The following is a 25,431-nucleotide window of genomic DNA, read 5'->3' on the forward strand; positions in this document are numbered from 1 at the left end:
CGGCGGCCCTGGTGCAAGGCCCGGCGCGCGTCTACCGCCGGCGGCGGCCACCGCCCCCGAAGAGCAGCAGCAGGACACCCCCGGCCAGCGCCGCGCCGCCGCCCGCGAGGTACAGCGTGGTGCTCTCGGTGTTGCGGCCGGTGAAGGCCTCGGTGACGCGCTCGGAGAGCGAGTCCCGCGCGCGCAGCCCCGTCCACAGCAACACGCCCCCCGCGACGGCGAGCATCACTCCCACGAGCCGGACGACTCCCACGTGCTGCCTCCTTGCGATTCCTGCGGGGAGCATACCCGCGCCCGTCCGGCCGCGGGGCCCAGCGAGGGTGTTGCCTCCGAGAAGCCACGGGCACCCGGCTCCCCGCCTGCCTTTGACGCATGCGCGGGTGATGCCTAGGGTGTGCGATCCGCGTGCGGAGGCGGAGCCGGACTCCCGAGGGCCTGCACGGAGCGGCGGAGGGCCATGCGATGACGGCTGCGTCCCAATCCCCCGAGACACCCGCGGACGGCCGCCTGAGCAGACCCCGGCGCATGGTGGTCGAGGCGCTCGGCTGCGGGCTGCTGGTGGTGGCCCTGGAGGGTGCCCACCACGGCGCCGAGCACCTGGGCGTAAGCGCCACCGACGGGCGGCTCTTCATGTCGCTGGCGGCCGGAGCCGTCCTGGCGTGCCTCACGCTGGTGCTCCAGCCGTTGTCCGGGGCGCACTTCAACCCCGCCCTCACCTTCGCCGACGCGCTGGAGGACGGGACGCCGTGGGGCGACGTGCCCCGGTACGTGCTGGCCCAGCTCGGCGGCGGCCTGGTGGGGCGCCTCGTCGCGCACGTCATGTGCGGCGAGCCGGTGCTCATCGCCACGCGCCTGCCCTCGGCCAGCCTGGCGCAGTTCCTCACGGAGGTGGTCTGCACCTTCGGTCTGCTGGTGGTGGTCCGGGGCTGCGTGCGGAGCCGTCCGTCCGCCATGCCGCTGGCCGTGGCCGGCTACGTCGCCGCCACCGTGTGGTTCACCGACTCGCGCTCCCTGGCCAATCCGGCGCTCATCCTCGCCCGCGCGGTCAGCACCCGCGCCAGCGCCGTGCATGCCATGGACGTCGAGGCGTTCGTCGCCGCCCAGCTGCTCGGCGCGGCGCTCGCGGTGTGTCTCTTCCGCTGGCTGCAGGCGCCCACCGCGAAGCCCGCGCGCACCTGGACCCTCATCTTCCAGTGCTCGCAGCCTCGGGTGGCCGAGCTGGCCGCGGCGCTCTTCAACCAGCTCGCGTCCCCCGAGCGCGCGCGGGCCATCGTCGGCAATGCGCCCGAAACGGCAGTACCGGGTGGACTGCCTCCCCTCGTGGTACGGCTCGTACTTCCCGGTGAAGCCCCGCCGACGGGAGCGTCCGACGGCGTGAGCTGGAACCTGCCCTCGCAGGCGAGCACCACCCCGGACGAGGAGCGACAGCTCCGCGCGGCCCTGCGGGAGCCCATGCAGCGGCTGCTGCGCGAGCGCGGCTGGCGGAGGCTGTACTCCGTCGGGGGCACGGCCCACGAAGTCCCTCGCGAAACCACCTGAGCCCGCGCTCATGCCAGACGCGGCTCACCGGCTTCATCCCCTGATGACGGAGGGATGAAGCCGGCGGTGCTCAGCGCCGCTTGCGCCCCGGCGACTTCTTCGCGACGGAGGGATGAAGCCGGCGGTGCTCAGCGCCGCTTGCGCCCCGGCGACTTCTTCGCGGTGGCACGCGGCTTCGCGCCCTTCGCGGCGCGGGCCTTCGGTGACTTCGCGGCCTTCGCCTTCGGCGCCTTCTTCGCTGCTGCCTTCTTCGCCGCGGCCTTCTTCTTCGGAGCCTTCGCCGGAGCCTTCCTGGCGGGGGCCTTCTTCTTCGGGGCCGCGCGCTTCTTCGTCGCCGCGGCCTTCCTGGCCGGCGCCTTCCGCTTCGGGCCCCGCGGGGCGGCCGCCTCGGGCTCCTCGCGGACGGCGGGGGCTGCCTCGGGCGTGGCGCTCACCTGCTCCGGCATGGCGGGCTCACGCTCGGCTGTCACGGGCTCGACGGGAGTGGACGGCCTCGCCTCGACCCGCTCCGGAACACCCGGGCCCTGGCCGGACATGACGGCGGGCGTCTCGACAGACTCGGGCCGCGCCTCGGTGACCTCCATCGGCTCGGGCCGGGGGCGGGGCGCGGGGTACCGGGGCGTGAAGCCGGCCTGTGGCCGCTCCCGCCCCTGCTTGTTCGTCCCGTGCTTGGGATGGGCCGTGCCGTGTGCCTCGCCCCTGCCCCCCTTGCGCTGTGACGCCAGCGCACGGAGGCGGTCGAAGCCTGGATGCGGCGACCGCGAGGCCTCATCTCCCGCGGACTCCGCGGGAGCCTCCCACGGCTGCGCGGTGGGCAGGCGCGGCTCCTCGGGCGCCACCAGCCCCCCCTCGACCTCGGACCCTTGGAGCGTCCGCGGAAGCGCCTCGGCCTCCGTGGCGGGGAAGGCCGGGGCCTCCGGCCGAACGAACATCCTCCGCTTCGGCCCCTGCGTCGGACCCGCCGCAGCGGTGGGCTGCTGCGGCTCCGGGGGCTGCCAGGAGCGCTGGAACCTGGACCCGGCGCGCTGCGGAGCGGCTTCCTCGCGTCGACCTTCGCGCGAGAACCGGCCACGCGGGCCACCGCTGGCCGCCTCCTCCCGCGGACCCTGCGTGGCGGCCTCGCGCTCCCGGCGGCCTGGACGTCCGGCCCGCTCGCGGCCATGGCCTCGCGGGGCCTCCGCCTGCCATTCGCGGCGGCGATGCGGGGCGCCCTGCTCGGCGCGCGACAGCATCGCCTCGCCCTCGAACTGGAGCGCCTCGAAATCCATCTTCCGCGCCGTCACATTCACGGACGCCAGGCGCACGCGCAGCTTCTGCCCCACGCGCACGCGGCGCCCGCCGGCGTACACCAGCGCGTGCGTCTGCTTGTCCAGCTTCGCGCCCGGGCCCAGCGTCTCCGCCTTCACGAGCCCTTCCACGTGCGCCTCGTCCAGCTCGACGAAGAAGCCGAAGTCCGTAATCGCGGCCACCGTCGCGGCGAACTCCTCCCCCACGCGGTCCTTCATCAGCAGGCACGCGTAGAAGGACACCACCTCGCGTTCCACCTGCATGGCCGCGCGCTCGCGCTCGGAGCACTGCAAGGCCATGTCCTCGAGCTGGCCCTCCTCGCGCTCCAGCATCGCCTCCGACGGCTTGCGCCCTTCCCGCGCCCAGTGCGCCTTCAGCAGCCGGTGCACCAGCAGGTCCGGATAGCGACGGATGGGCGAGGTGAAGTGCAGGTAGTGCTCCGCCGCCAGGCCGTAGTGCCCCACCCGCGACGCCGTGTAGACGGCCTGCATCATGGAGCGCAGCAGCAGCTGGTTCAGCGCCCGCTGCTCCGGGTGCCCCGCCAGCTGGCTGATGAACGCATCCAGCTCCTTCGAGTCCACCCCGTCCTCGAAGCGCAGCTTGAAGCCATACGCCTGCGCCAGCGCGGCGAACGTCGCCAGCTTCTCCGGGTCCGGCTCGCCGTGGAACCGGTACACCGTGGGCAGGCCCTCGTCCTGGAAGAAGCGCGCCACCGCCTCGTTGGCGGCGAGCATGCACTCCTCAATCAGCCGGTGGCTGTCCTTGCGCTCGCGCTTGTCCATGCGCAGCGGCAGGCCGTCCTTGCCGAGCACCACCTTGTGCTCGGGCAGGTCGAAGTCGATGGCGCCGCGCTCCTTGCGCATCTTCATCAGCGCGCGCGCCAGCGCCATCAACTGCTCGAACTGCGGCTTGAAGGCATTGCGGTGCGGCACGTCCTTGCCGTCCAGGACGTCCTGCACCTCGTTGTACGTGCATCGCGCGGCGCTGCGCATCACCGCCGGGTACAGCTCGTACGAGCGGCGCTGGCCCTGGCGGTCGAACGTCATGTCCGCCACCATGCACAGCCGGTCCTCGTCGGGCTTCAGGGAGCAGATGCCGTTGCTCAGCCGCTCCGGAAGCATGGGCAGCACGCGGTCCGGCAGGTACACGGACGTGGCGCGCCGCAGCGCCTCCGCGTCGAGCCCGGTGCCCCGGCGCACGTAGTGGGACACGTCCGCGATGGCCACCACCAGCCGCCACCCGTCGCCGTGCGGCTCGGTGTACACGGCGTCGTCGAAGTCGCGCGCGTCCTCACCGTCGATGGTGATGAGCGCCATGGAGCGCAGGTCTCTCCGGCCCTCGCCGCGCGCCTCCTCGGCCGTCACCGTCACCGCGTAGCGGTCCGCCTCGTCCATCGCCTCGGGCGGGAACTCGTCGGAGAAGCCCTGGGAGAAGGCGGTGCCCAGCACCTCGGCGCTCGGCTCCCCGGGCCTGCCGAGCGAGCCGGCCACCTCGCCGAAGAGACCACGGTCCGGGTCCAGCAACTCGGCGCCCACGCCGAGCCGCACCTTCACCAGATCGCCTTCCTGCGCCATCTGGGTGAGGGGGACGGTGATGGAGCCGGACAGGCTCGTGTCCGTGGGGTAGACCACCCCGTACCGGCCCTGCGCCATGTACGTGCCCACCGCCATCTCGCGCCGGCGGTCCACCACGCGCACCAGCCGGCCCTCGAAGCGTCCGGGGCGGCCCGACACCTCCACCACCACCCGGTCATTGTCGAGCGCCCGCTGCGCCTCGCCCGGCGGCAGGAAGATGTTCTCGCCCTCGCCCGTCACCGGGTGCACGAAGCCGTAGCCGTCGCGGTGGACGTGGAGGATGCCCTCCACCGTGGGCAGGTCTCCGCCCTCGAAACCGCCCCGACGCCCGCGCGGACCGAAGCGCTCCGCGCCGCCGCCCCGGTTGAAGCCGCCGCCTCGCGAGGACTCCTGGCCGGAGACGCCCCGGCGCTCGCGGCCCCGGCCGTCGCGCTGGCCTCCCTGACGCCCGAAGTCCCGGCCCGGCCGCTCGGGGCCCCGGCCCCGGAAGGCCGGACTCTCCGCGCCCCGGCCCGCGGCATGTCCGCGGCCCTGGGAGCCGCGGAACGTGCCGGGCTCGCGGCCGCGCTCCTCGAAGCGGGCGGCCCCGGGAGGCCCCTTGGGACGCCAGGGGCTGGCTGGACGGTCCTCGGCCCCGCCGTCTTCCTGACGCCGCGCGGGCGCGGGGGCCTCCATGGGCAGGAAGCGCTTGCCCTCCTTGGCCACGGCCCCCTTGCGGACGAGCTCGCGCAGCGCGCGCTTGAGCTCGGTCTGCTGCCCGGGGTGCAGGCCGGCGAGCCGCAGGAGCTCCTTGATGCCCAGCGGGTGGTCGGCGTCTGCGAGGATCTGCTTGAGTTGGTCTGGAGAGAGGCTCACGGTGGGGTCGCGGCTCGGCCGCTACGGGAACGGGTAAGCCCGGAGGGCCCGGACGGGAACCCCCCAGCGGCCGGCCGCCTCCCGGAACCTTCTCCGGGCGGCGCCCCTCAGGGCTTGACCGTGACGTTGATCTTGAAGGAGCGGTCCACCAGGCCGGGGGTCAATGCCTTGGCCAGGAAGAACTCCACCTCGAAGGTGCCCGGGTTGCGGGGGGTGAAGAAGAACTCGCGGGTGGCCGGACCGGCGTTGGGACCGGGCTCGAAGTTGGCCTCGCGCAGGCCCACGCGCTTGGCCACCGTGGGCTCGATGGCCCACGTGAAGCCGGGCTGCTCCGGCAGCCGCACGGTGAGGCCGTGGTTGAGCTTCACGTCCACGGACGTGGGCACCTCGCCCTCGATGTGGACCAGCTCCATCTCGTCGCGAGACACGGCGCGGGCCTCGGAGGGGCGCGGCTCCACGTTCTCCGCGGTGATGCGCCCACCCCAGCCGGACGTCTTGTCCACCACGCCCTGGATCTGCAGCGTGTGGCCCACGTGCTTGCGCAGCGGCTTGCTGGCGGCCTTGCCCTCGATGATGAAGGAGACCTGCTGGCGGGTGCCGCCGTTGGACACCACGAGGACGTAGTCCTCGCCCGTCATCTCGAGGTTGCCGCGGATGGTGGCGAAGCCCTTGACGCCCGCGCCCATGCCGGCCGCCGTCACCATGGAGACCTCGCCGGGGGACAGGTAGCGCAGCCGCGGCTCGGTCTCCGCGGGGGCGACCTCCACCACTTCCGTCTCCGGCTTCTTCGCCGAGTACTTGCGCACGTCCACCACGCCGCTGTGGTTGGTCGTCTTGCGGATCATCCCGCTGACGGAGACCTTGTGGTCCACGTAGGCCGGGAAGACCTCCTGATCAGGCCCCTGGAGGAGGAAGGTCAGCTCGCGCTTGTCGCGCCCCACCACCACGAGGTGCGGCATGTCGCTCACGAGGGCGAGGCGGCCCTTGAGGCTGCCCTCCCCCATGACGCCACGGCCCTCGCCGGCGGTGAGCAGCTGCTCCATCTCACGCTTGGTGAGCGGCTCGCCCGGGGGCGGCAGCTTGGTGGCGCGGGGGCGCGGACGGTCCGCGGCCGGAATGGAGGGCCCGGCGCCGCTGGCGCCACCCGCCTTCGAAGCCGCCTTTCCACCCGCGGCCTTCGCCGCGGGCGCGGCCTTGGCAGGGGCAGCCGTCTTGGCAGGGGGCGCCGCCTTCTTCGCGGCGGGCGCCTTCGCTGCAGGGGCCTTCGCCGCTGGAGCCTTCTCCTCGGGGGCCTTCTCCGACGCGGCCTTCTTCGCCGCGCTCTTGGCTCCCTTGGTCACTTCCGACGCCGCCTTCACCAATTTCGTCGCCGCCTTTGCCACCCGTTTTGAGGCGTTCTTGATCAGATCCAGCCGGGCGGTGTTGTCCTTCTTCGCAGCGGGCTTTGCGCCAGCCTTGCCAGCGGGAGTCGTCTTCTTGGCCCCGGACTTGGGCTTGGCCATCGACGCAGTCTCCTTGAGAGTTCCCGTGTCCTTTCAACGGGTTGGCGGGCCGCCCCGAGGGGGCAGGCAAGCCTCGCGATCACGATTGCTTGTAATGGTGATCAGCTGGGCTGTCAAACTAACACTTGATTTTCTCACGGACTTTGTCCGAGTTGGACGGCCGGGCCACGTGCCCCGCACATGGCTATAAGCCGGGCATGAACGACGCCGCCACATTGCTGCCGGTCGAAGAAGCCCGGGCCCAGATCCTGGCCCTGGCTCCCTCGTTGCCCGCCGAGTGGGTGCCCCTGGAAGACGCCCTGGGCCGCACCCTGGCCGACGACGTGACGGCGCAGCGCACCCTGCCCCCCTGGGACAACTCGGCCATGGACGGCTACGCGGTGCGCAGCGCGGACCTGACGGGGGCCCCGCCGGTGCGGCTCGTGGTGGGGGAGACCGTCTACGCCGGGGCCACGCCGAAGCGGGAGGTGGGGCCCGGGACGTGCGCGCGCATCATGACGGGGGCTCCCCTGCCCGCCGGCGCAGACGCGGTGGTGATGCGCGAGCGCACCCGGCCGGTGCCCGACGGGGGCGTGGATCAGGTGGACATCCTGGAGGCGGTGGGGCCCGGCCACTTCGTGCGCCCGCGCGGCGAGGACGCGCGGGAGGGCCAGGTGCTGCTGCCCCGGGGCACGCCGCTGGGCATCCCCGAACTGGGGCTGCTGTGGGCGCAGGGCCAGCTGTGCGCGCCGGTGCCGCGCGCGCCCCGGGTGGCCATCCTCTCCACCGGCGACGAGCTGTGCCGCGCCGACGAGCAGCCCCAGGGGCGCATCGTGGACACCAACGCCCCGTCGCTCGCGCTGGCGGTGCGGCGCGCGGGCGGGGTGCCGGTGCTGCTGGGCATCGCCCGGGACACGCGCGACTCGGTGGAGGCGGCCCTGTCCCGGGTGGACGGCTTCGATGTGGTGCTCACCAGCGCGGGCGTGTCCGTGGGCGAGCACGACTACGTGAAGGAGGTGCTGGCCGCCCTGGGCGTGGAGCAGCACTTCTGGCGCGTGGCCATCAAGCCCGGCAAGCCGCTGGTGGTGGGCCGGCGTGGCGACACCCTGTTCTTCGGGTTGCCCGGCAACCCCACCTCGTCCCTGGTGACGTTCGAGCTGTTCGTCCGCCCCGCCCTGCGCCGGCTGCTCGGGCACGCCGACGTGGAGCCCGGGCGGGTCACCGGCCGCCTGGACGGCCGCCTGTCCAAGCCCGCCGGCCTGGCCCACTTCGTCCGCGTCACGGCCGCCTGGAGGGAGGGCGGGCTCTGGGCCCGTCCCCTCGCCACCCAGACTTCGGGTGTTCTGCGGTCTGCGGCGGCGGCCACCCATCTGCTGCATTTTCCCCAGGAAGCCAAAAGCCTGGCTCATGGAGACCCCGTGGATCTGCTTCCGCTCTCCTGGGTGGCCTGAGGAACGCACGACCGTCCGGTGCATCCATGTAGCCGACGGTGTGAAAAAGCTTTGAGGCTGCCTTGACTTGCGACCGTGGGGACCTCAAAGAGGGACCCTGCACCCGGAGACGACTCGACATGTCGGATATTCGCTCACCCCAGGTCCTTCCGACCCGAAAGCACACTCAGCACCTCGAGCGGTTTTCAGAGGCGGACGTTCCCACCGAGCGCGGCACGCTGCGGACCATCGTCTTCCGTGACAAGCGCAACGGCCGCGAGCACGTGGCCCTCGTCGTGGGCGACGTGAAGGGCATGGAGGGGGTGCCGGTGCGCATCCACTCGGAGTGCCTGACGAGCGAGGTCTTCGGCAGCCTGAAGTGCGATTGCCGGCAGCAGCTGGACCGGGCGCTGGACTTCATCACCCAGGGAGGCCTGGGCGTCGTCCTCTATCTGCGCCAGGAGGGCCGGGGCATCGGCCTGGGGAACAAGATCAAGGCGTACGCGCTGCAGGCCAAGGGCCTGGATACCTACGAGGCCAACAGGCAGCTGGGCTTCGCGGATGACCTGCGCACGTACGACATCGCGGCGGAGATGCTGCGCAGCCTGGATGTCCGCTCGGTTGATCTGATCACCAACAACCCGCTGAAGATCGCGGGGATGGTCGAAGAGGGTGTCCCCGTCCGGCGTCGAATCCCTTCCCGGACCGAGCACAATCCGCATAACGTCGACTATTTGAGGACGAAGCGCGAGCGTACGGGGCACCTGATTGAGCTCTTCGCCGAGGACGACGACACGGAAGCCAAAGCCGGCTGAGAAGCCGCCCGCGCGGCGGCGCAATGCCGTTGCGCGCAAGCCGTCCCGCGTGCCCTTCGAGGTGCGGTTCTGGGGCGTGCGTGGTTCCATCCCCGCGCCCGGCCCGCAGACGAAGCGCTACGGTGGCAACACGCCGTGCGTGGAGGTCCGCTGCGGGGACGAGTTGCTCATCTTCGACCTGGGCTCGGGAGCGCGGGCGCTGGGTGACTCGCTGCTGGCCGCGACGAAGCCGGTGCGCGGCTCCATCTTCATCTCGCACTACCACTACGACCACCTGCAGGGGCTGCCCTTCTTCGGCCCCATCTTCATCCCGAGCAACGCCTTCACGCTGTATGGCTCGCCCCGCAACGGGCAGACGGTGAAGCAGATTCTCGGCGGGCAGATGGTGCAGCCCTACTTCCCGGTGACGGCGGAGGGCGTGTTCCGCGCGCAGCTGACCTACCGGGACTTGTCCCCGACGGAGACCCTGGAGGTCGGCCCGGCGAAGGTGAGCATGCTGGAGCTGAACCACCCGGGCGGCAACCTGGGCTACCGGGTGGACTGCGAGGGCCGCTCGGTGGTGTACGCCACCGACGTGGAGCACGCCAGCGCGACGGATCCGGGCCTGTTCGAGTTCGCGCGCGGGGCGGACCTGCTCATCTACGACTCGATGTACACGGATGACGAGTACCAGGGCCGCAAGGGGCCGGCCCGCACGGGCTGGGGCCACTCCACGTGGCAGGCGGCGGTGCGCGCGGCGGACGCGGCGGACGTGAAGACGCTGGTGCTCTTCCACCATGACCCGGGGCGCGACGACGCGGGCATGGACAAGCTGCTGCGTCAGGTGCGCAAGCACCGCCCCGAGGCGATTGCCGCCAAGGAGTCGATGGTCATCAAGCTGTAGTCGCCACGGCGCGCTTCACCGTCTCGCGCAGGCCCCGGAAGGGCAGCCGCGCCAGGGCCGTGGGCACGTCCACCCACTCGAAAGCGTCATGCTCGGGCCCCAGTCGCACCTCGGCGTCCGGGGCGCAGCGAACGGCGAAGCCATGCTCCTCCACGAGCCTGGGAGGGAGCGTCTCGCCCAGGGCGAACGCGTGGCGGTAGTCCAGGTCCACCGGCGTCAAACGCAGCCCCGTCTCCTCCTCCAGCTCGCGGGCGGCGGCCCGCGCGGGGGACTCGCCGGGCTCCAGGCGGCCGGTGAGCACCTGCCAGAAGCCACCGCGCTCCGGCTTGCGGCGCACCAGCAGCACCCGGGCCTCCGGGCCGTGGCCGTGCACCACCGCGATGCTGACCGTCCTCATGGGCGGCGGCGCATCCACGCGCTCGCTGTCGAAGACGGCGCAGAAGCTGTCCGCGATGGCGTCCTCCACCTCGGCCATGGGGACGGGACGGCCCAGCTCGCGCTGCATGGAGGTGACGCCGGCCTCGCGGATGCCGCAGGGGACGATGAGCTGGAAGTGCTCCAGGCGCGTATTCACGTTGAGCGCGAAGCCGTGCGTGGTGAGCCAGCGGGACAGGTGCACGCCGATGGCGGCGACCTTCCGTGCGTCCGGGGAGCCCTCCTCGCCAATCCAGACACCGGGCCATTTGGGAATGGGGCCCGCGGTGATGCCCCAGCGGGAGAGCACCTGCATGACGGAGCGCTCCACGTCGCGCACGTAGCGGCGCACGTCATGGCGCTCGGGTGGGAGCAGGAAGATGGGGTAGCCCACCAGCTGCCCGGGGCCGTGGTAGGTGACGTCGCCGCCGCGGTTGGTCTCGAAGACCTCCACGCCCTCGGCGGCGAGGCGCTCGTCACTGGCGACGATGTTCTCCCGCTTCGCGGCGCGGCCCAGGGTGAGCACGGGCGGATGCTCCAGGAGCAGCAGCGCGTCACCGGCGAGTCCCTGGCGCCGGGACTCGCCGAAGAGGCGCATCAGGTTCAGGCCGTCCTCGTACTCCACGCGGCCGAGCCGGTAGACGGTGATGGCGTTCACGGGCTCCCCTTGCGCCGGCCCTTGCGCAGAGCGGCCGGCTTCGCCGCGGTGTCCAGGCCCCAGCTCCCCTCGGGCACCCGGTTGAGGAGCGCGTGCAATTCATGTCCGCCGCGGGGCGAGCGCACGGCCTCCGCGGCGAACGCGCCGAGCACGTCCTCGGAGAGGGAGACCGCCGGCTCGCGCAGGGCCAGCCGCTTCCGGGCGACGTCCATGAGCTCGGCCTGCGTGGGCGCGTGCAGGGGCAGCAGGACCTGCACGTGCTCCAGGAGGCTCACGGGGACCGTGCCTCGCACGGCCTGGGCGAGCGCGGCCGTGGTGGGCACCGGCAGCGCGCCCGTGTCGTTGCGCAGCACGGGGCCGCGCGCATCCGGGCAGAGTCCCCGCGCGCTCAGCACCACCGTGTGCCGGGGGTGACGGGAGAGGAACGCGGTGAGCGTCGCGTGCGCCTCGGGGTCCATGCGGTCCACGTCCTCGAGGAGGAGGGGCTGTGCCGTGGGCGCCTGCTCCAGCGCGGGGAGGGAGGCGAGCACACCGCGCTCCTGACGCTGGAGTTGCTGGAACCAGACGCTCTTGCCGCAGCCCTCGGGGCCGACGGCGAGCAGGCAGCGCGCGCCCGTCTGGAGCGCGCGTTCCAGCAGGGCCTGGGCCTCGGCCTGGCCCACCAGCGCCATGAAGGCACCGGGCGGCTCCGCGGGGCGCTGACGCGCGGGGAGCGGCACGGGCGTGACGTCCGCGAGCAGGGATACGGATTCCGACAGACAGCCCGCGCAGATGAACGAGCCCGTGGGGCCGGCGACCAGGTCGCCGACCTCGGAGCGGGGGCGGCAGCAGAAGGAGCACCACGCATCCAGCGTCGCGTCCGCGCGCGTCGGTCCCCGCTCGATGAGGCGCTTCTCGCGCCTGCGCCGGGGGGCGGCGTCCGCGCTCCCCTCTTCCGGGGCCACATGAAGCTCCGTGGATGCGTCGCCCCGGGCAGGGAGGCCCCGGGGGGCTCCATCCTGAGTATCCGCGAAGGCCTGTGTGCCTGATTGCGCAGCCCCTTCACGGGCAGGGCGCCAGTCGCGCTTCTCGCGCGCAGCCTCAGGCGCGGCCCCGTCCGACGAGGCCCCACCCCCCGCAAGCTCGCGCGTGAATGCGGACGCGCGTGAGGCCATGCCCGAGGTGGGCTCATTGTCTGCCGGCCCACGCGCAAGCGCGGTAGGGCCCGTGCCCGAGACGACCCTGGCCCCTGGCAGAGGGGCCCGCGCTCCGGGCACTTTCGGACCTGTCGCAGCGGACTCCTTCTCAGCCTCCGTGTGCGGAGCCTCCGTGCCATGCCCGCCCAGAGCGTCGGCTGTCGCCACGTCGGCACGCGCGGCCTCCACGTCGGCCGCCGCCGCCGCACGCACGGCCTCCACCGGCAAGGCCCCTGCCCCACCCGCGCGCGCCACCTCGGCGGCGTCCACCGAGGCCGCGACGCGCGCGAGCTGTGCCTCCAGTCGCTGCAGGTCTTCCGCGGGCTCGGTCTCGATGACCCACGCCTTGCCATCACGAGGCGCGTCCTCGTCATCGCCCCCGTGCATGCCGGCCTCGCGCAGGGCGTCCTCGATGAGCCGCTGCCTCCGGACCAGCTCCGGCAGGGGCTCCTCTCCGAGGGAGCGGTCCAGCTCCGAGGCCAGCCGCGCATCCTCGTCATCCCCGGGCCCGGGACGCGCGAGCAGCGTCTCCGGCATCCACTCCAGCCGGTTCACCGCTTCCGCGATGTCCACCCGGCTGCCGTCCAGCTTTCGCGCGTGGCGGAGCAGCTGCAGCGCGCGGGGCGCATTGCCGGCGTTCTGATACAGCTCCGCTGCCCGCTTCAGGCAGTCCACGGCGCGCTCCACGTCCCCTTGCAGCTCGGCGGACTGCGCGGCACGGATGAGGTCGCGAGGATTGTCGGCCATACGCAGTGAGCCTAATCGTCTCGGGGGACCGCCGCGCGGCCTCCCAGGATGGCCCGCAGCTCCGAGCGCTGCTCGGCCAGGTGCCAGGGTAGCCGGGCATACACGTCTTCGAACAGGGACTCCGCCGCAACCGCCGGCAGCGACTCGGCCTCCCGAATCGCGGCGGCCACCTCGTCCGACAGCTCCGACAACAGCGCCGCCTCGCGCGCCTCGTCCCACAGGCCCGCGGCCACCAGCCGCGCCCGCGTGCGCACCAGCGGGTCCTTCGCGCGCCAGCGCTCCACCTCCGCCGCCTCGCGGTAGCGCGTCGGGTCATCCGCCGACGAGTGCGCGCCCACGCGGTAGGTCTCCGCCTCGATGAGCGAGGGCCCCTCCCCCCGCCGCGCCCGCGCCACGGCGGTGGCGGTGGCGGTGAACACCGCCTCCACGTCGTTGCCGTCCACCTTCACGCCGGGCATGCCATACGCGCCGGCCTTCTCCGCCACGGTGGCCGTCGCCGTCTGCGCGCGGAAGGGCACGGAGATGGACCACTGGTTGTTCTGGCAGACGAACACCACCGGCACCCGCGCCACGGCGGCGAAGTTGAGCGCCGTGTGGAAGTCCCCGGTGGAGGTGGCGCCGTCGCCGAGGTACGCGAGCACCACCGTGTCCTCGCGCTTCAGCTTCGCGGCCCACGCGGCGCCCACCGCCTGCGGCAGCTGGTTGCCGATGCAGGACGACCAGCTCACCTGGTTCACCGCGCGCCCCGACTGGTGCGAGGGCATCTGCCGGCCCCGCGTCACGTCCCCCGCGTTGCCGAAGCACTGCGCCAGGTACGTCACCAGCGGGAAGCCCCGCAGCAGCATGGCCGCGCCCTCGCGCAACGAGGGGAACAGCCAGTCCGAGGGGCGCAGGGCCGCCGCGCTGCCGATGCACGCGGCCTCCTGCCCCGTGCACACGCCGTAGAAGCCCACGCGCCCCGCGCGCTGCAGGGTGGCCATCCGCTCGTCCACCACGCGGATGCGCGCCATCGCCCGGTAGAGCGCCACCAGCGCCTCCGGCGACAGCGCGTCCGCTTGCGTGGAGAGCGGAGCCGTCATGACGCTCACCTCACGCCATGGCCAGGAACAGCAGGTCCGGCTTCTCCAGGTACTTGATGACCTCGTACACGAAGTCCGCCGCCACCGAGCCGTCGATGACGCGGTGGTCGCACGACAGCGACAGGTTCATCATGTCGCGCACCACCACCTGGCCATCCTTCACCGCCGGGCGCTGCTTCATCTTGTGCACGCCCATGATGCCCACCTCGGGGTGGTTGATGATGGGCGTGGCGAACAGGCCGCCGCTCTGGCCGAGCGACGTAATCGTGAAGGTGCCGCCGGTCAGCTCCTCCATCTTCAGCTTCCGCTCGCGCGCGGCGGCGCCCAGGCGGGCCGTCTCCTGCGCCAGCTCGGCCAGCGTCAGCCGGTCCGCGTCCTTCACCACCGCCACGGTGAGGCCGTCCGGCGTCGCCACCGCCATGCCGATGTTGTACTCGCCGCGCACCACCAGCTCCTGCGTCGCCTCGTCGAAGTTGGCGTTGAGGTGCGGGAACTTCTTCAGCGCGGCGATGGTCGCCTTGATGATGAACGGCAGGTAGTTGAGCTTGGTGTTCTCACCCGCCGCCGCCAGCTGCTTGTTGAGCCGCGTGCGCAGGGCCACCAGGTCCGTGGCGTCCACCTCCTCCACGAAGGCGAAGTGCGGCATCGTGAACTTCGAGCGCACCATCTTCTCGGCGATCTTCTTGCGCAGGCCGCGCAGGGGAACGCGCTCGTCCGCGCGGCCGGCCGACACCGGCGGAGCGGCGGGACGCGCCTGCTGGGCCGCGGGCGCCACCACGTTCTTCTGACCGCCACCCTCCAGCGCCGCCTTGACGTCCGCCTTCGTCACGCGGCCCTGCGGCCCCGAGCCGGCGATGGTCGCCAGGTCCAGGCCATGCTCGCGCGCCATGCGCCGCGTCACCGGCGTGGCCAGCACCTTCGTGGCCGGAGCCGCAGCCGCCGCGCCCGCCGAGGCAGCCGCAGCCGCCGGGGCCGCCGACGCAGCGGGAGCCGCCGGAGCCGGAGCCGCCGCGCCGTGGCCCGCCGCCTGCGCGGGCGCCGCGCCTTCAATCTCCAGGGTGACGAGGAGCTGGTGCACCTTCGCCATGTCCCCTTCCTTGCCGTGCGTCTTCACGACGCGGCCCGCCTTGGGGGTGGGGACGGTGACGGTGGCCTTGTCCGTCATGACCTCGGCGAGCACCTGGTCTTCCTTGACGGCGTCGCCTTCCTTCACGTGCCACTTCACCAGCTCGCCTTCCATCACGCCTTCACCGAGGTCGGGGAGCTTGAATTCGAAGATCGCCATGGGGTCGTCTTTCCGAGAGGAAGGGGGTGTGCGTCAAGCCACGAATCGAAAGGTCTCGTCCACGCCCGCGAGGATGCGGGGCGCCAGCGGCAGGTACTGCGGCTCCAGCGCGTACGGGAACGGCGTGTCCCAGCCCGTCACGCGCTTCACCGGCGCTTCCAGGTGCACGAAGCAGCGCTCCTGCACTAGGGCGGCGATTTCCGCGCCGAAGCCGCAGGTGCGCGCGGCCTCGTGGACCACCACCACCCGCCCCGTCTTCCGGGCGCTCGCCTCCAGCGTGGTGATGTCCACCGGCCACAGCGTGCGCAAGTCGAGCACCTCGCAGGAGATGCCTGCCTTCGCCGCGCCCTCCGCCGCCTCCAGCGACTCGGGCACCATGGCGCCCCACGTCACCACCGTGACGTCCGTGCCCTCGCGGCGCACGGCGGCGGACTCCAGCGGCACGGTGTAGTCGCCCTCGGGCACCTCGCCCTTCGCGGCACGGTACAGGCGCTTGGGCTCGAAGAAGAGGACCGGGTCCTCCTGCCGCAGCGCGGAGAGCAGCAGCCCCTTCGCGTCGTACGGCGTGGAGGGCACCACCACCTTGAGGCCCGCGGTGTGGATGAACAGCGCCTCCGGGCTCTGCGAGTGGTAGTGCCCGCCCTTCACCCCGCCGCCGTACGGGGCGCGGATGACGACGGGGCACGGGTACTCGCCGCCGGAGCGGTAGCGCAGCTTCGCCAGCTCGCTGACAATCTGGTCGAACGCCGGGTAGATGAAGTCCGCGAACTGGATTTCCGGCACGGGCCTGAGGCCGTACAGCGCCATGCCGATGGCCGCGCCGACGATGCCGCCCTCCGCGAGCGGCGTGTCGATGACGCGCTCCGGACCGAACTCCTCGTGCAGGCCCAGGGTGGCGCGGAACACGCCGCCCAACTTCCCCACGTCCTCGCCCAGCACCACGATACGGGCGTCCGCGCGCATCGCCGTGCGCAGCGCGTCGTGGATGGCCTGGACGAGGGTCAGGGTGGCCATGCCCGGCTCAGCCGAGTCGCTCGAGGCGCTCGCGCTCCATCAGGCCCTTCATGAAGAACTCGGCCGCGCGGTAGCTGCTACGCACGAGCGGGCCCGAGGCCACGTAGAGGAAGCCGTACGACTCGGCCAGCGACTTGTACGCCTCGAACTGCGCGGGCGTGACGAAGCGCTCCACGCGCAGGTGGTACTGCGACGGCTGGAGGTACTGGCCCAGCGTCAGCACGTCCACGCCCACGGCGCGCAGGTCCTTGAAGGTCTGCTCCAGCTCCGCGTCCGTCTCGCCCAGGCCCACCATGACGGACGTCTTGGTGTAGAGGCCCTCGGGGCGGTTCTTGAGGTACTCCAGCACGCGCAGGGACTGGCGGTAGGTGGCGCGCCTGTCGCGCACGGTGGGGGTGAGGCGCTCCACCGTCTCCACGTTGTGGGCGACGACGTGGGGCCTGGCCTCGGCCACCGTGGTCAGGTCCTTCTCCACGCCCTTGAAGTCCGGGATGAGCACCTCGACGATGGTCTTCGGGCTCTCCCTGCGCAGCTCGCGGATGGCGGACGCGAAGTGGCTGGCGCCGCCGTCCGGCCGGTCGTCACGGTTCACCGACGTGACGACGATGTACTCGAGGTTCATCTCCTTCACCGCCTGGGCCAGATGGATGGGCTCCATCGGGTCCAGCGGCGGGGGCGCGCCCACCTTCACGTGGCAGAAGCGGCAGGCGCGCGTGCAGACCTCGCCCATCAGCATGACGGTGGCCGTGCCGCCGCCCCAGCACTCGGCGATGTTCGGGCAGCGGGCCTCCTCGCACACGGTGGCCAGCTTCGTCCGCTTCACAATCGCTTTGACCCGCTCGTAGCCCTCGCCGTGCGGCAGACGGACCTTGAGCCACTCCGGCTTGCGGGTGGTCTCAGTCACCTGGGGGAGAGGAAACCGGTCGGGAGTCGCCATGGATCGCGCGCCTTCTATGGGGTGGACGAAAGAGGTTCAAGCGGGAAGCCTCTAACGCGAGGCGTCAGCCCCCGCCAGCAGCTTCCCTGTTGTCGTCTCCCTACTAATGCCCAGGCGGCGGGCAGGCAGCCCGAGCAGGAGGAGCACCGCCACGCCCGGATGCCCAGGCTGTGGGCATGGCCGTCATCCACCTGGGCACCAGCGGGTACGTCTACAAGCACTGGAAGGGACTGCTCTACCCCGCCGGGCTGCCAGCCAGCCGGTGGCTCCCCCGGTATGCCCAGGCCTTCACCACGGTGGAGCTCAACGCGACCTTCTACCGCCTGCCCACCGCGCAGGCCGTGGACGGCTGGCGCGACGCGGTGCCCCCGGCTTTCCGCTTCGCGTGCAAGGGCAGCCGCTTCCTCACGCACATGAAGCGCCTGTCCGACGTGGGCGAGGGCCTGGAGCGCTACTACACGCCGGTGCTCCGCCTGGGCCGCAAGCTGGGCCCCGTCCTCTGGCAGCTCCCGCCGCACATGACGAAGCCGGACCCGGAGCGGCTCGCGCGCTTCCTCGCCGCGCAGCCCGCGGGCGTCCAGCAGGTGGTCGAGTTCCGCCACCCCGCCTGGTACCACCCGGAGGTGCTGGACGTGCTGCGCCGCCACAAGGCCGCGCTGTGCGAGCACGACCTCGTCCAGGCCCCCGAGCCCGCCCCGAAGCCCACCACGGCCTTCCGCTACCTGCGCTTCCACGGCGCGGGCAGCCGCTACGCCGGACGCTACGGGCGCGCGGCCCTGCGGCCGGTGGCCAGGGACTTGAAGTCCTGGCGGGCGCGCGGCCACACCGCGTGGGTGTACTTCAACAATGATCTGCACGGGCACGCGCTGCTGGACGCATTCGACCTGGCGGAGCTGCTGGAGGTACCGGTGCACGTGCCTCCAGAAATGGACAGGCCGCCCGCGGGCGTGGAGCCCGGGACGGCCTGAGCGACTCACAGGCGTGAGCCCTGAAGCGACTAGAAGTGGCGCGGGTGGCCCAGCGTGGCCTCGGCGCCCTCGTGCATGATTTCCGAGAGCGTGGGGTGCGCGTGGATGGTGTTCGCCAGCTCCTCGGTGGTGATTTCGAGCTTCAGCGCGACGCACGCCTCGGCCAGCAGCTCGGTGGCGTGCGGGCCGATGAGGTGCACGCCCAGCACCTCGTCGTACTTTTTGTCGGAGATGACCTTGATCATGCCGATCGACTCATTGGAGATGGCCGACTTGGTCACCGCGCCGAAGGGGGCGATGGTGAACTTGATGTCGTAGCCGCGCTCCTTGGCCTTCTTCTCCGTCAGGCCCACCGAGGCGACCTCGGGGTAGCAGTACGTGGCGGACGGGGTGAGGTCGTAGTTGATGGGCTGCGGGTTCTTCCCGGCGATGTGCTCCACCGCCACCACGCACTCGGCGCTGGCCATGTGGGCGAGCATCGGCGTGGGGATGACGTCGCCCACCGCGTACACGTTGGGCTCGGTGGTGCGCATCATCGTGTCGACCTTGATGAAGCCGCGCTCGGGCTTGATGCTCGTCTTGTCCAGCCCGCAGTCCTCGGTGACGGGCGCGCGGCCCACCGCCGACAGGAGGATTTCGGCCTCCAGCGTCTTCGTCTCGTTGCCGACCTTCATGGTGACGCGCACGCCGTCCGCCGTGTGCTCCACCTTCTCCACCGCCGAGCCGGTGTGCACGTCGATGCCGCGGCGCTTGAAGAGCTTCTCCAGCTCCTTGGAGATGTCCGCGTCTTCAATGGGCAGCAGCGCGGGCATGTACTCGACAATCGAGGTCTTGCTGCCCACGTGGTTGAACACGGAGGCGAACTCGCAGCCCACGGCGCCGGCGCCCAGGACGATGATGCTCTTGGGGACGTGGTCGATATCCAGGATGGAGTCGCTGTTCATCACCCGCTTGTGGTCCACGGGGACGTTGGGCAGGGACTTGGGCACCGAGCCGGTGGCGATGATGATGTTCTTCGCCTCCAGCACCTGCTTGGAGCCGTCCTCGGCGGTGACCTCCACCTTGCCCTTGCCGGCAATGCGGCCATGGCCCTTGACCACGGTCACCTTGTTCTTCTTCATCAGGAAGTCGATGCCACCCGCGCCCTTGGTGACGACCTTGTTCTTGTGCTTCAGCGCGTTCGCCCAGTTGATGGTCGGGCTGGAAACGTCGATGCCGAAGTCGGCCGCCTCCTTGACGTGGTGGAACAGCTCCGCGGTCCACAGGAGGGACTTGGTGGGGATGCAGCCGCGGTGGAGGCAGGTGCCGCCCAGTTTCTTGTCCTTCTCGATGATGGCCGTCTTCAGCCCGAGCTGACCCGCTCGGATGGCACCCACGTAGCCACCAGGGCCCGAACCGATGATCACCACGTCGAACGTCTCAGCCACGCACGCCTCCGTAACTATTGCGGATGGAACCCGGGGGGGCTGATAACCCCCGGTCCCGGTTGGAATCAAGGAGTTTGCTCGTGCGCCGTTTCCCCGTCCGAACGCTTCTACTGATGCTGCTGGCGCTGGCCGCTTTTGCCCGCCTCTACTGGGTGACGCACCGAGATGCGCCGCCAGGGGGCCAGCCGGAGGAGCGCGCCCGGCGTGACGCGGCCGGCAAAGCGCCGCCCACCGCCCCCCCTCCCCCGGTGGCCTCTCCCGAGTGCCGCGCCCTGGAGCGGGCCCTCGACGGCGCCCTCCGGGCCCCCCAGGACGCCCGGGCCCACGACGAGGCCCGTCAGAAGCTGGACGCCTGCCCCGCGCTCCCGGAGCGGGCCTGCGAGCTTGGCGGCGCGCTGGCCGTGCGGGCGCCCTTCGCCGCCGGTGAGTCCGCCCCCCTGCGGGGGTTGCTCGCGTCGCTGTGCGAGCGCTGCCCGCCCGCCGCCAATGCCTGCGCCCAGAGTGTGGGTCAGGCCCTCCTGGAGGGGGCCGTGGGCCGGGTGCCCGACGCGACGGCGCTGGCGGAGCTGCGCTGGAACCTGGCCCACGCCGGCAAGGAGGGCACGAAGGCGGCCTGTGACTCGCTCGTCCGGCTGGGGCTCGCGCCGTCCGCCCAGTCAGAGACTCCGGTCAACGACGCGGTGCGGACGCTGGTGACGGAGCTGGCGCCCGCGTGCGCGAAGGCCGAGCTGCTGCCGGACGCCGTCCTGCGGGCCGCCGCCGCGCAGCAGGGACTCCAGGCGGCGCCGAAGCTGGTGGCGCTCGTCACCGCTCCCACTGTGGAGACGAAGGCCGTGGAGCCGGACCGGGTGACGGGCGCGGAGCCCGGGCGGCAGGCCTTCGACGAGGACGTGAACACCGGCGTCGCCGTGAGCAACGCCGCGCCCGGCAAGCGGTGGGCCGCGGACGGGGCGCTGCGCGCGGGCTATGCCCCCGAGCTCAAGCACCTCGCCTCCATCCGGATCCGCGCCACCGGGCCGGGCTCGCTGCGGGCCATCATCCGGACCCCCTCGGGGGTGGGGCTGAAGGATCCGGAAGGAGGCTTCTCCTTCGTCAACCCCACCGTGTGCCGCTTCCGCGGCACCGGCCAGTGGGAGGACTGCAAGCCCACGGTGCCGCTGCTCGACGTGGACGCGGTGAGCGTCTTCCCGGAGCGGGCGGGCGTGGAGGTGAAGGAGCTGGAGGTCATCGGCGCGCGGTAGGTGCCAGCGCCGGGAGGGCCTCTTCAGCCCAGGAGGCCCTTCTCCTTCGCCATGGTGAAGATGGGCGTCGCGTCCTTCTTCAGCACGGCGCTGACGTCCTTGACGATGGACTCACCCGACTTGGCCACCGACAGGAAGTTGTCGAACGTCCGCGTGAGGATGAGCACGCCGGAGATGATGACGCGCTGGAGGTTGTGCTGCAGGTCCGTGCCCTCGTAGATGAGCCACGCCTGCTCCACGCAGGTGCGGCGCGCATCGAGGAGGAACTGGTTGAGCACCGCGCGCTCCTGCGCGTCCGGCACCTTCGACTTGGGGCTCACCGAGCCCACGTAGATGAGGTTCGCGCCCAGCCGCTTGGCCGCATCCTGCATCTGCGCCAGGATCGTCGTGACGTCCTCCTTCGTCGGAGGGTTCGGCCAGCGGGTGAAGATGACGCGGTCGATGATTTCAGCCTTGTAGGTGGGGCCGTTCACGATGCCTCCGGTGAGGCGGACGCTTTGCAAGCGCCCGCCCGGCGATCTCCACTTCGCCGTGCGCTCGAATGTGTAGCAGGAACACTCCCCTCATTGAAGAGAGTGAGCACCTACCCTGATCCACATTACTTGGCAGCCACGCTGTCGAGCTGCAGTCCTGGCGGACAAAACCGTCCGGGTCGAGGGTGACACTGCCCCTGTGCCCCCTCCATGTCTCAGGAAGGCTTGAAAGTCCCGACCCTGAATACGGGACTGGAGGCACCCGCGGTGGGGCGCCTGATCCACTCAGCCCTGGCTCTCCGTCGGCGGCAGCGCCGCCGGCATCCCGGCGTCGGCGGGGGCGGGCGTCGTCGTCGGTGACGACGGCTTGCGGGCGCGGCGCACGCTCTTCTTGGCGGCGGCGCGGCGCGGGCTCTTGCTGACGGAGCGCGACGGGGTGCCCTGGTTCTTCACGTCGCGCTGCTTGCGCGTCTTGCGCACGCCCGTCTTCTTCGAGTCCACCTTCTTGCGCTGCCCCTTCATCTCCGGCGAGTCCTTCGCGACGCGCCCCGCCTGGTGCGTCTTGCGCCGCGAGGACTTCACTTCCTTCTTCTTCGCGGGGGCCTTCGCCGCTTTCTTCGCCGAGGACTTCACCTGCTTCTTCGCTTTCGCGGCCATGCGTGACTTCCTCCTTGCGTGTGCAGGTATGCACGCTCGGTGCGAATGGCCACTGCCCTCGCGACGGAGGCCACGCGCGCGGCTTCAGCGCGCGGCGCGACGGGCGAGCACGGCCTTCACCTCCTCCAGCGTGAGGCCCAGCGGCTTCACCGCGACGAGCACGTGGTAGAGCACGTCCGCGGCCTCCTCCACGGCGCGCTCCTTGTCGCCATCCGCGCACGCCGTCACCAGCTCCGCGGCCTCCTCGCCAATCTTCTTCAAGCGCAGGTTCCGGTCGTCCAGCAGCCGGCGCGTGTAGCTCGGCTTCTCGCCCTCGGGGGGCGGCTGGGCGGCGCGCCGGGCGATGGTGGCGTCCAGCGCGGCGAGCGCGTCCCACCGTCCGGGGCCGAAGCAGGTCTCCTCGCCCGTGTGGCAGGCGGGGCCGGCCTTCTCCACCCGGGCCAGCACCGCGTCCCCGTCGCAGTCCGCGCTGAGCGACACCACGCGCTGCACGTTCCCGCTGGTGGCGCCCTTGTGCCACAGGCCCCGGGTGCGCGAGCGGTAGTGCATCTCACGGGTGGCCAGCGTGCGTTCGAGCGCCTCGCGGTCCGCGTGCGCCACCATCAACACGTCCCCGGTGCTCGCATCCTGCGCCACCACCGTCACCAGGCCTCCGCCCTTGGTGAAGTCGAGCCGGTCCAGGTCCAGCGTCACCGCCGTCATCGCACCACCTCCGTCGCGCCCAGCCGCTCGCGCACCACGCGCGCCAGGGCGCCGTTGGTCGCGATGCAGTCGCCGCCGAAGGAGGTCTGCCGGCCCGTCCAGTCGGTGAAGACGCCACCCGCCTCCTCGATGATGGGCTGCAGCGCCGCCGCGTCCCAGGCCGACAGCACCTCGTCCACCATCACCTCCGCCCGGCCCGTGGCGACGAGCAGGTAGCCGTAGCAGTCCCCCCAGGTGCGGTCCATGGCCGCCTCCTTCGCCAGGGCGCGCCAGGCCTCGCCCCGCGCCGGGTGCAGGAGGAAGCGCTCGTCCGTGGACAGCACCACCGCCTTCGACAGCTCCGCCTGCTTGGAGACGCGCGTCGGCTTGTCATTCCAGAAACAGCCCTGCCCGGGGGCGGCCACGAGCATTTCGCCCACCGCGGGGAAGTACGCGGCGCCCGCGAGGATGCGCTCGCCCTTGGCCACCGCCACCAGCGTGCCCCACAGCGGCACCCCCCGGATGAACGTCTTCGTGCCGTCGATGGGGTCCAGAATCCAGCGGCGCTCCGCGCCCGGGCGCGTCTCGCCGAACTCCTCGCCGAGGATGCCGTCCTCCGGGAAGCGGGCCGAAATCCAGTCCCGGGCCGCCTGCTCGGCCGTCCGGTCCGCCACCGTCACCGGCGTGCCATCCGACTTGGTGTCCACCGCGATGCCGCCACGGAAGAAGCCGAGCGCCACGTCCCCGGCCTTCCGCGCCACTTCCGCCGCCGCCTGCATCAACGCCTGTCTGTCGTTCATGTCACGCTCCGGATGTGCAGGCCGCCCTCGCGGAGCAGCGACTTGATGGCGCCCACCGTGGTGACGCCGTCATGGAGGATGCCCGCCACCAGCGCCGCGTCCGCGCCGCCCTTCTTCAGCGCGTCCCGCACGTGCGCCGCGTTGCCCGCCCCACCCGATGCGATGACGGGCACGTCCACCGCGTCCGCCACCGCGCGCGTCAACTCCAGGTCATAGCCGGTGCGCGCCCCGTCCCGGTCGATGCTGGTGAGCAGCACCTCCCCTGCCCCGCGTGCCACGCACTCGCGGGCCCAGGCCACCGCGTCCAGGTCCGTGGGCTTGCGGCCGCCGTGGGTGTAGACGCGCCAGCGCCCGTCTTCCCTCTTGGCGTCGATGCTCGCCACGACGCACTGCGCGCCGAAGCGCTCCGCGCACGCCGTCAGCACCGCGGGGTTGGCCACCGCCGCCGAGTTGATGCTCACCTTGTCCGCGCCCGCGCGCAGGGCCCGGCCCACATCGTCCGCCGTGCGCACGCCGCCGCCGACGGTGAGCGGAATGAACAGTCGTTCCGCGGTGCGCTGCACCAAATCCCAGAGGGTGCCTCGCTCCTCGGCGCTCGCGGAGATGTCCAGGAAGGTCACCTCGTCCGCGCCCTCCTGCTCGTAGCGCTTCGCCAGCTCCACGGGGTCGCCCACGTCGCGCAGGCCCTCGAACTGGACGCCCTTCACCACGCGCCCGCCCTTCACGTCCAGGCAGACGATGAGTCGCCGGGTGAGCATCACTTCACCTCCAGGGCGACGGAGCCCTTCATGCTGAACACCGTGCCCGAGTCCACCATGGCGTCTCGCAGCGCGAGGCCCAGCGCCTTGAAGGCGGCCTCGGTCGCGTGGTGGCTGTCCTTGCCGCGCAGCACCCGCAGGTGCAGCGTCACCTTGGCGTGCTCGCTGAACGAGCGCATCCAGTGCTCGTAGAGCCGGTTCTTCAGCGGGCCCTGGTAGTAGAAGCGGCCGCCCGCATCCAGGCACGCCTGCACCAGCGCGTCGTCCATGGGAATGGTCCGCTCCGCGAAGCGCGCCGCGGTGGCGGGAATCACCCGCTGCACCGCCGTGCCCAGCGTAATCGCCACGTCCTCCATGACGTGGTGGGTGAGGTCGCCCCGCGCGTGCAGCTTCATGTCGAGGCCCGCGTAGCGCGCGAAGGTGGCCAGCATGTGGTCGAAGAACTTCAGGCCCGTGTCCACCTGGGTGACGCCCTTGCCGAGCGCCAGCTCCACGTGAATCTTCGTCTCCTTCGTCTCCCGAATGACGATGGTCATCCCGCGAACTCCTGCGCGACCGCGCGCGCGTCCAGCCTGCCCGTGTACAGCGCCATGCCGATGACCGCCCCGTATGCTCCCGCCGCCGCCAGCGCCCTCAAGTCCTCCAGCGTCGTCACCCCACCCGAGGCGTAGAGCCGGTGGCGGCTGGTGCGCGCCACCTCCTGCATCAGCGGCAGGTCCACGCCCGACAGCTGCCCTTCCTTGTGCACCGCCGTCACCAGCAGCCCGGCCAGCGGCAGCGGCTCCAGCGCGGCGAGCACATCGCGGATGTCCCGCGCGCTGCCCGCCGTCCAGCCGCGCGTCACCACCTCGCGGCCCTTCACGTCCGCCGCCACCACCACCCGGCCCGGGTAGCGGCCCGCGACTTCCGCCAGCCACGCGGTGTCTTCAATGGCCCGCGTGCCCACCACCACGGATGACGCGCCCCCTTCGAGCACGGCCTCCGCCCGGTCCGAGTCGCGCACGCCGCCGCCCACCGAGAAGGTGAGGCCGCGCTCGTAGGACGTCAGCCGGAAGATGGCGTCCGCGTTGGAGCCCTTGCCCAGCGCCGCGTCCAGGTCCACCACGTGGAAGGTGCGGAAGCCGTGCTCGCGCCACTGTCTCAGCGCGTCCAGCGGGTCGTTCACGCGCACCCGCTCCGCGTCGTACGAGCCGCCCACCAGCTGCACGCACGCCCCCTCGCGCAGGTCGATTGCGGGAATGGCAATCACGGCG

23 protein-coding genes are annotated in these 25,431 nt (G+C 71.8%); 6 read left to right on the plus strand and 17 right to left on the minus strand.

From position 1 onward, the window contains the following. Positions 1–31: 31 nt before the first annotated feature. A complete protein-coding gene (locus tag ACX9TP_RS27835) occupies positions 32–253 on the minus strand; it encodes a DUF3185 family protein (RefSeq protein ID WP_482973655.1) in 222 nt (73 codons plus the stop codon). A gap of 209 nt (positions 254–462) precedes the next feature. Between ACX9TP_RS27835 and ACX9TP_RS27840 the strand changes: the two genes are divergently transcribed. Continuing rightward, on the plus strand, positions 463–1,539 hold the full coding sequence (locus tag ACX9TP_RS27840; protein WP_482973656.1) for an aquaporin: 1,077 nt from the start codon (positions 463–465) through the stop codon (positions 1,537–1,539). A gap of 128 nt (positions 1,540–1,667) precedes the next feature. On the opposite strand, the gene rnr is transcribed toward ACX9TP_RS27840, so the two are convergent. Together rnr and ACX9TP_RS27850 are read right to left on the minus strand one after the other, a co-directional pair. Then, entirely contained in the window at positions 1,668–5,255 is a 3,588-nt protein-coding gene (gene rnr / locus ACX9TP_RS27845; protein WP_482973657.1) for a ribonuclease R, read from the minus strand. A gap of 107 nt (positions 5,256–5,362) precedes the next feature. Further along, a complete protein-coding gene (locus ACX9TP_RS27850; protein ID WP_482973658.1) occupies positions 5,363–6,757 on the minus strand; it encodes a protease inhibitor I42 family protein in 1,395 nt (464 codons plus the stop codon). Positions 6,758–6,954: 197 nt separating this feature from the next. Between ACX9TP_RS27850 and ACX9TP_RS27855 the strand changes: the two genes are divergently transcribed. The 3 genes from ACX9TP_RS27855 (at position 6,955) to ACX9TP_RS27865 (ending at position 9,864) form a co-directional block, all read left to right on the plus strand. Further along, complete coding sequence (locus ACX9TP_RS27855) at positions 6,955–8,187, plus strand: molybdopterin molybdotransferase MoeA (protein ID WP_482973659.1); 1,233 nt, start codon at positions 6,955–6,957, stop codon at positions 8,185–8,187. Positions 8,188–8,306: 119 nt separating this feature from the next. Further along, a complete protein-coding gene (ribA, locus tag ACX9TP_RS27860) occupies positions 8,307–8,981 on the plus strand; it encodes a GTP cyclohydrolase II (protein WP_482973660.1) in 675 nt (224 codons plus the stop codon). 49 nt (positions 8,982–9,030) lie between these two features. After that, entirely contained in the window at positions 9,031–9,864 is an 834-nt protein-coding gene (locus tag ACX9TP_RS27865) for an MBL fold metallo-hydrolase (RefSeq protein WP_482973661.1), read from the plus strand. On the opposite strand, the gene lipB is transcribed toward ACX9TP_RS27865, so the two are convergent. Genes lipB through lipA form a run of 6 tightly spaced genes read right to left on the minus strand, consistent with a single transcriptional unit; the run spans position 9,854 to position 17,173 of the window. Beyond that, positions 9,854–10,936: a lipoyl(octanoyl) transferase LipB gene (gene lipB, locus ACX9TP_RS27870; protein WP_482973662.1), complete on the minus strand. Its 1,083-nt coding sequence runs from the start codon at positions 10,934–10,936 to the stop codon at positions 9,854–9,856. The two genes, ACX9TP_RS27865 and lipB, sit on opposite strands and share 11 nt — an antisense overlap. Further along, positions 10,933–12,858: a ClpX C4-type zinc finger protein gene (locus ACX9TP_RS27875; protein ID WP_482973663.1), complete on the minus strand. Its 1,926-nt coding sequence runs from the start codon at positions 12,856–12,858 to the stop codon at positions 10,933–10,935. Before ACX9TP_RS27875 ends, lipB begins: the two co-directional genes overlap by 4 nt. An 11-nt stretch (positions 12,859–12,869) precedes the next feature. Next, entirely contained in the window at positions 12,870–13,937 is a 1,068-nt protein-coding gene (locus tag ACX9TP_RS27880) for a thiamine pyrophosphate-dependent dehydrogenase E1 component subunit alpha (protein ID WP_482973664.1), read from the minus strand. A 10-nt stretch (positions 13,938–13,947) separates the two neighbouring features. Further along, positions 13,948–15,222: a dihydrolipoamide acetyltransferase family protein gene (locus ACX9TP_RS27885; protein ID WP_482973665.1), complete on the minus strand. Its 1,275-nt coding sequence runs from the start codon at positions 15,220–15,222 to the stop codon at positions 13,948–13,950. 33 nt (positions 15,223–15,255) lie between these two features. Beyond that, positions 15,256–16,236 (minus strand): alpha-ketoacid dehydrogenase subunit beta, encoded by a 981-nt coding sequence (locus ACX9TP_RS27890; RefSeq protein WP_482973666.1) that lies wholly within the window; start codon positions 16,234–16,236, stop codon positions 15,256–15,258. 7 nt (positions 16,237–16,243) lie between these two features. Next, positions 16,244–17,173, minus strand: coding sequence for a lipoyl synthase (gene lipA, locus ACX9TP_RS27895; protein ID WP_482973667.1), 930 nt, complete (start codon positions 17,171–17,173; stop codon positions 16,244–16,246). Positions 17,174–17,349: 176 nt separating this feature from the next. Between lipA and ACX9TP_RS27900 the strand changes: the two genes are divergently transcribed. Continuing rightward, positions 17,350–18,141: a DUF72 domain-containing protein gene (locus ACX9TP_RS27900; protein WP_482973668.1), complete on the plus strand. Its 792-nt coding sequence runs from the start codon at positions 17,350–17,352 to the stop codon at positions 18,139–18,141. A 29-nt stretch (positions 18,142–18,170) separates the two neighbouring features. Here ACX9TP_RS27900 and lpdA read toward each other — a convergent pair whose 3' ends face one another. Further along, positions 18,171–19,568, minus strand: a complete 1,398-nt coding sequence (gene lpdA / locus ACX9TP_RS27905) for a dihydrolipoyl dehydrogenase (protein ID WP_482973669.1) — start codon at positions 19,566–19,568, stop codon at positions 18,171–18,173. Positions 19,569–19,681: 113 nt separating this feature from the next. Between lpdA and ACX9TP_RS27910 the strand changes: the two genes are divergently transcribed. After that, positions 19,682–20,809: a hypothetical protein gene (locus tag ACX9TP_RS27910; protein ID WP_482973670.1), complete on the plus strand. Its 1,128-nt coding sequence runs from the start codon at positions 19,682–19,684 to the stop codon at positions 20,807–20,809. Positions 20,810–20,832: 23 nt separating this feature from the next. Here ACX9TP_RS27910 and ACX9TP_RS27915 read toward each other — a convergent pair whose 3' ends face one another. The 7 genes from ACX9TP_RS27915 to ACX9TP_RS27945 form a co-directional block, all read right to left on the minus strand. Continuing rightward, positions 20,833–21,282 (minus strand): DofB protein, encoded by a 450-nt coding sequence (locus tag ACX9TP_RS27915; RefSeq protein ID WP_267861896.1) that lies wholly within the window; start codon positions 21,280–21,282, stop codon positions 20,833–20,835. 285 nt (positions 21,283–21,567) lie between these two features. Further along, entirely contained in the window at positions 21,568–21,939 is a 372-nt protein-coding gene (locus ACX9TP_RS27920) for a hypothetical protein (RefSeq protein ID WP_482973671.1), read from the minus strand. An 84-nt stretch (positions 21,940–22,023) separates the two neighbouring features. Next, entirely contained in the window at positions 22,024–22,641 is a 618-nt protein-coding gene (gene hisIE, locus ACX9TP_RS27925; RefSeq protein WP_482973672.1) for a bifunctional phosphoribosyl-AMP cyclohydrolase/phosphoribosyl-ATP diphosphatase HisIE, read from the minus strand. Continuing rightward, a complete protein-coding gene (gene hisN / locus ACX9TP_RS27930) occupies positions 22,638–23,420 on the minus strand; it encodes a histidinol-phosphatase (RefSeq protein ID WP_482973673.1) in 783 nt (260 codons plus the stop codon). Before hisN ends, hisIE begins: the two co-directional genes overlap by 4 nt. Next, positions 23,417–24,178 carry an imidazole glycerol phosphate synthase subunit HisF gene (gene hisF, locus ACX9TP_RS27935; RefSeq protein WP_482973674.1) on the minus strand — a complete coding sequence of 254 codons (762 nt, stop codon included), beginning with the start codon at positions 24,176–24,178 and terminating at the stop codon, positions 23,417–23,419. Before hisF ends, hisN begins: the two co-directional genes overlap by 4 nt. Further along, positions 24,178–24,714, minus strand: coding sequence for an imidazoleglycerol-phosphate dehydratase (locus tag ACX9TP_RS27940; RefSeq protein WP_482973675.1), 537 nt, complete (start codon positions 24,712–24,714; stop codon positions 24,178–24,180). Before ACX9TP_RS27940 ends, hisF begins: the two co-directional genes overlap by 1 nt. After that, positions 24,711–25,427: a 1-(5-phosphoribosyl)-5-[(5-phosphoribosylamino)methylideneamino]imidazole-4-carboxamide isomerase gene (locus tag ACX9TP_RS27945; protein WP_482973676.1), complete on the minus strand. Its 717-nt coding sequence runs from the start codon at positions 25,425–25,427 to the stop codon at positions 24,711–24,713. Before ACX9TP_RS27945 ends, ACX9TP_RS27940 begins: the two co-directional genes overlap by 4 nt. Positions 25,428–25,431 lie beyond the last annotated feature (4 nt).

The organism is Pyxidicoccus sp. M15 (genome assembly GCF_056858435.1).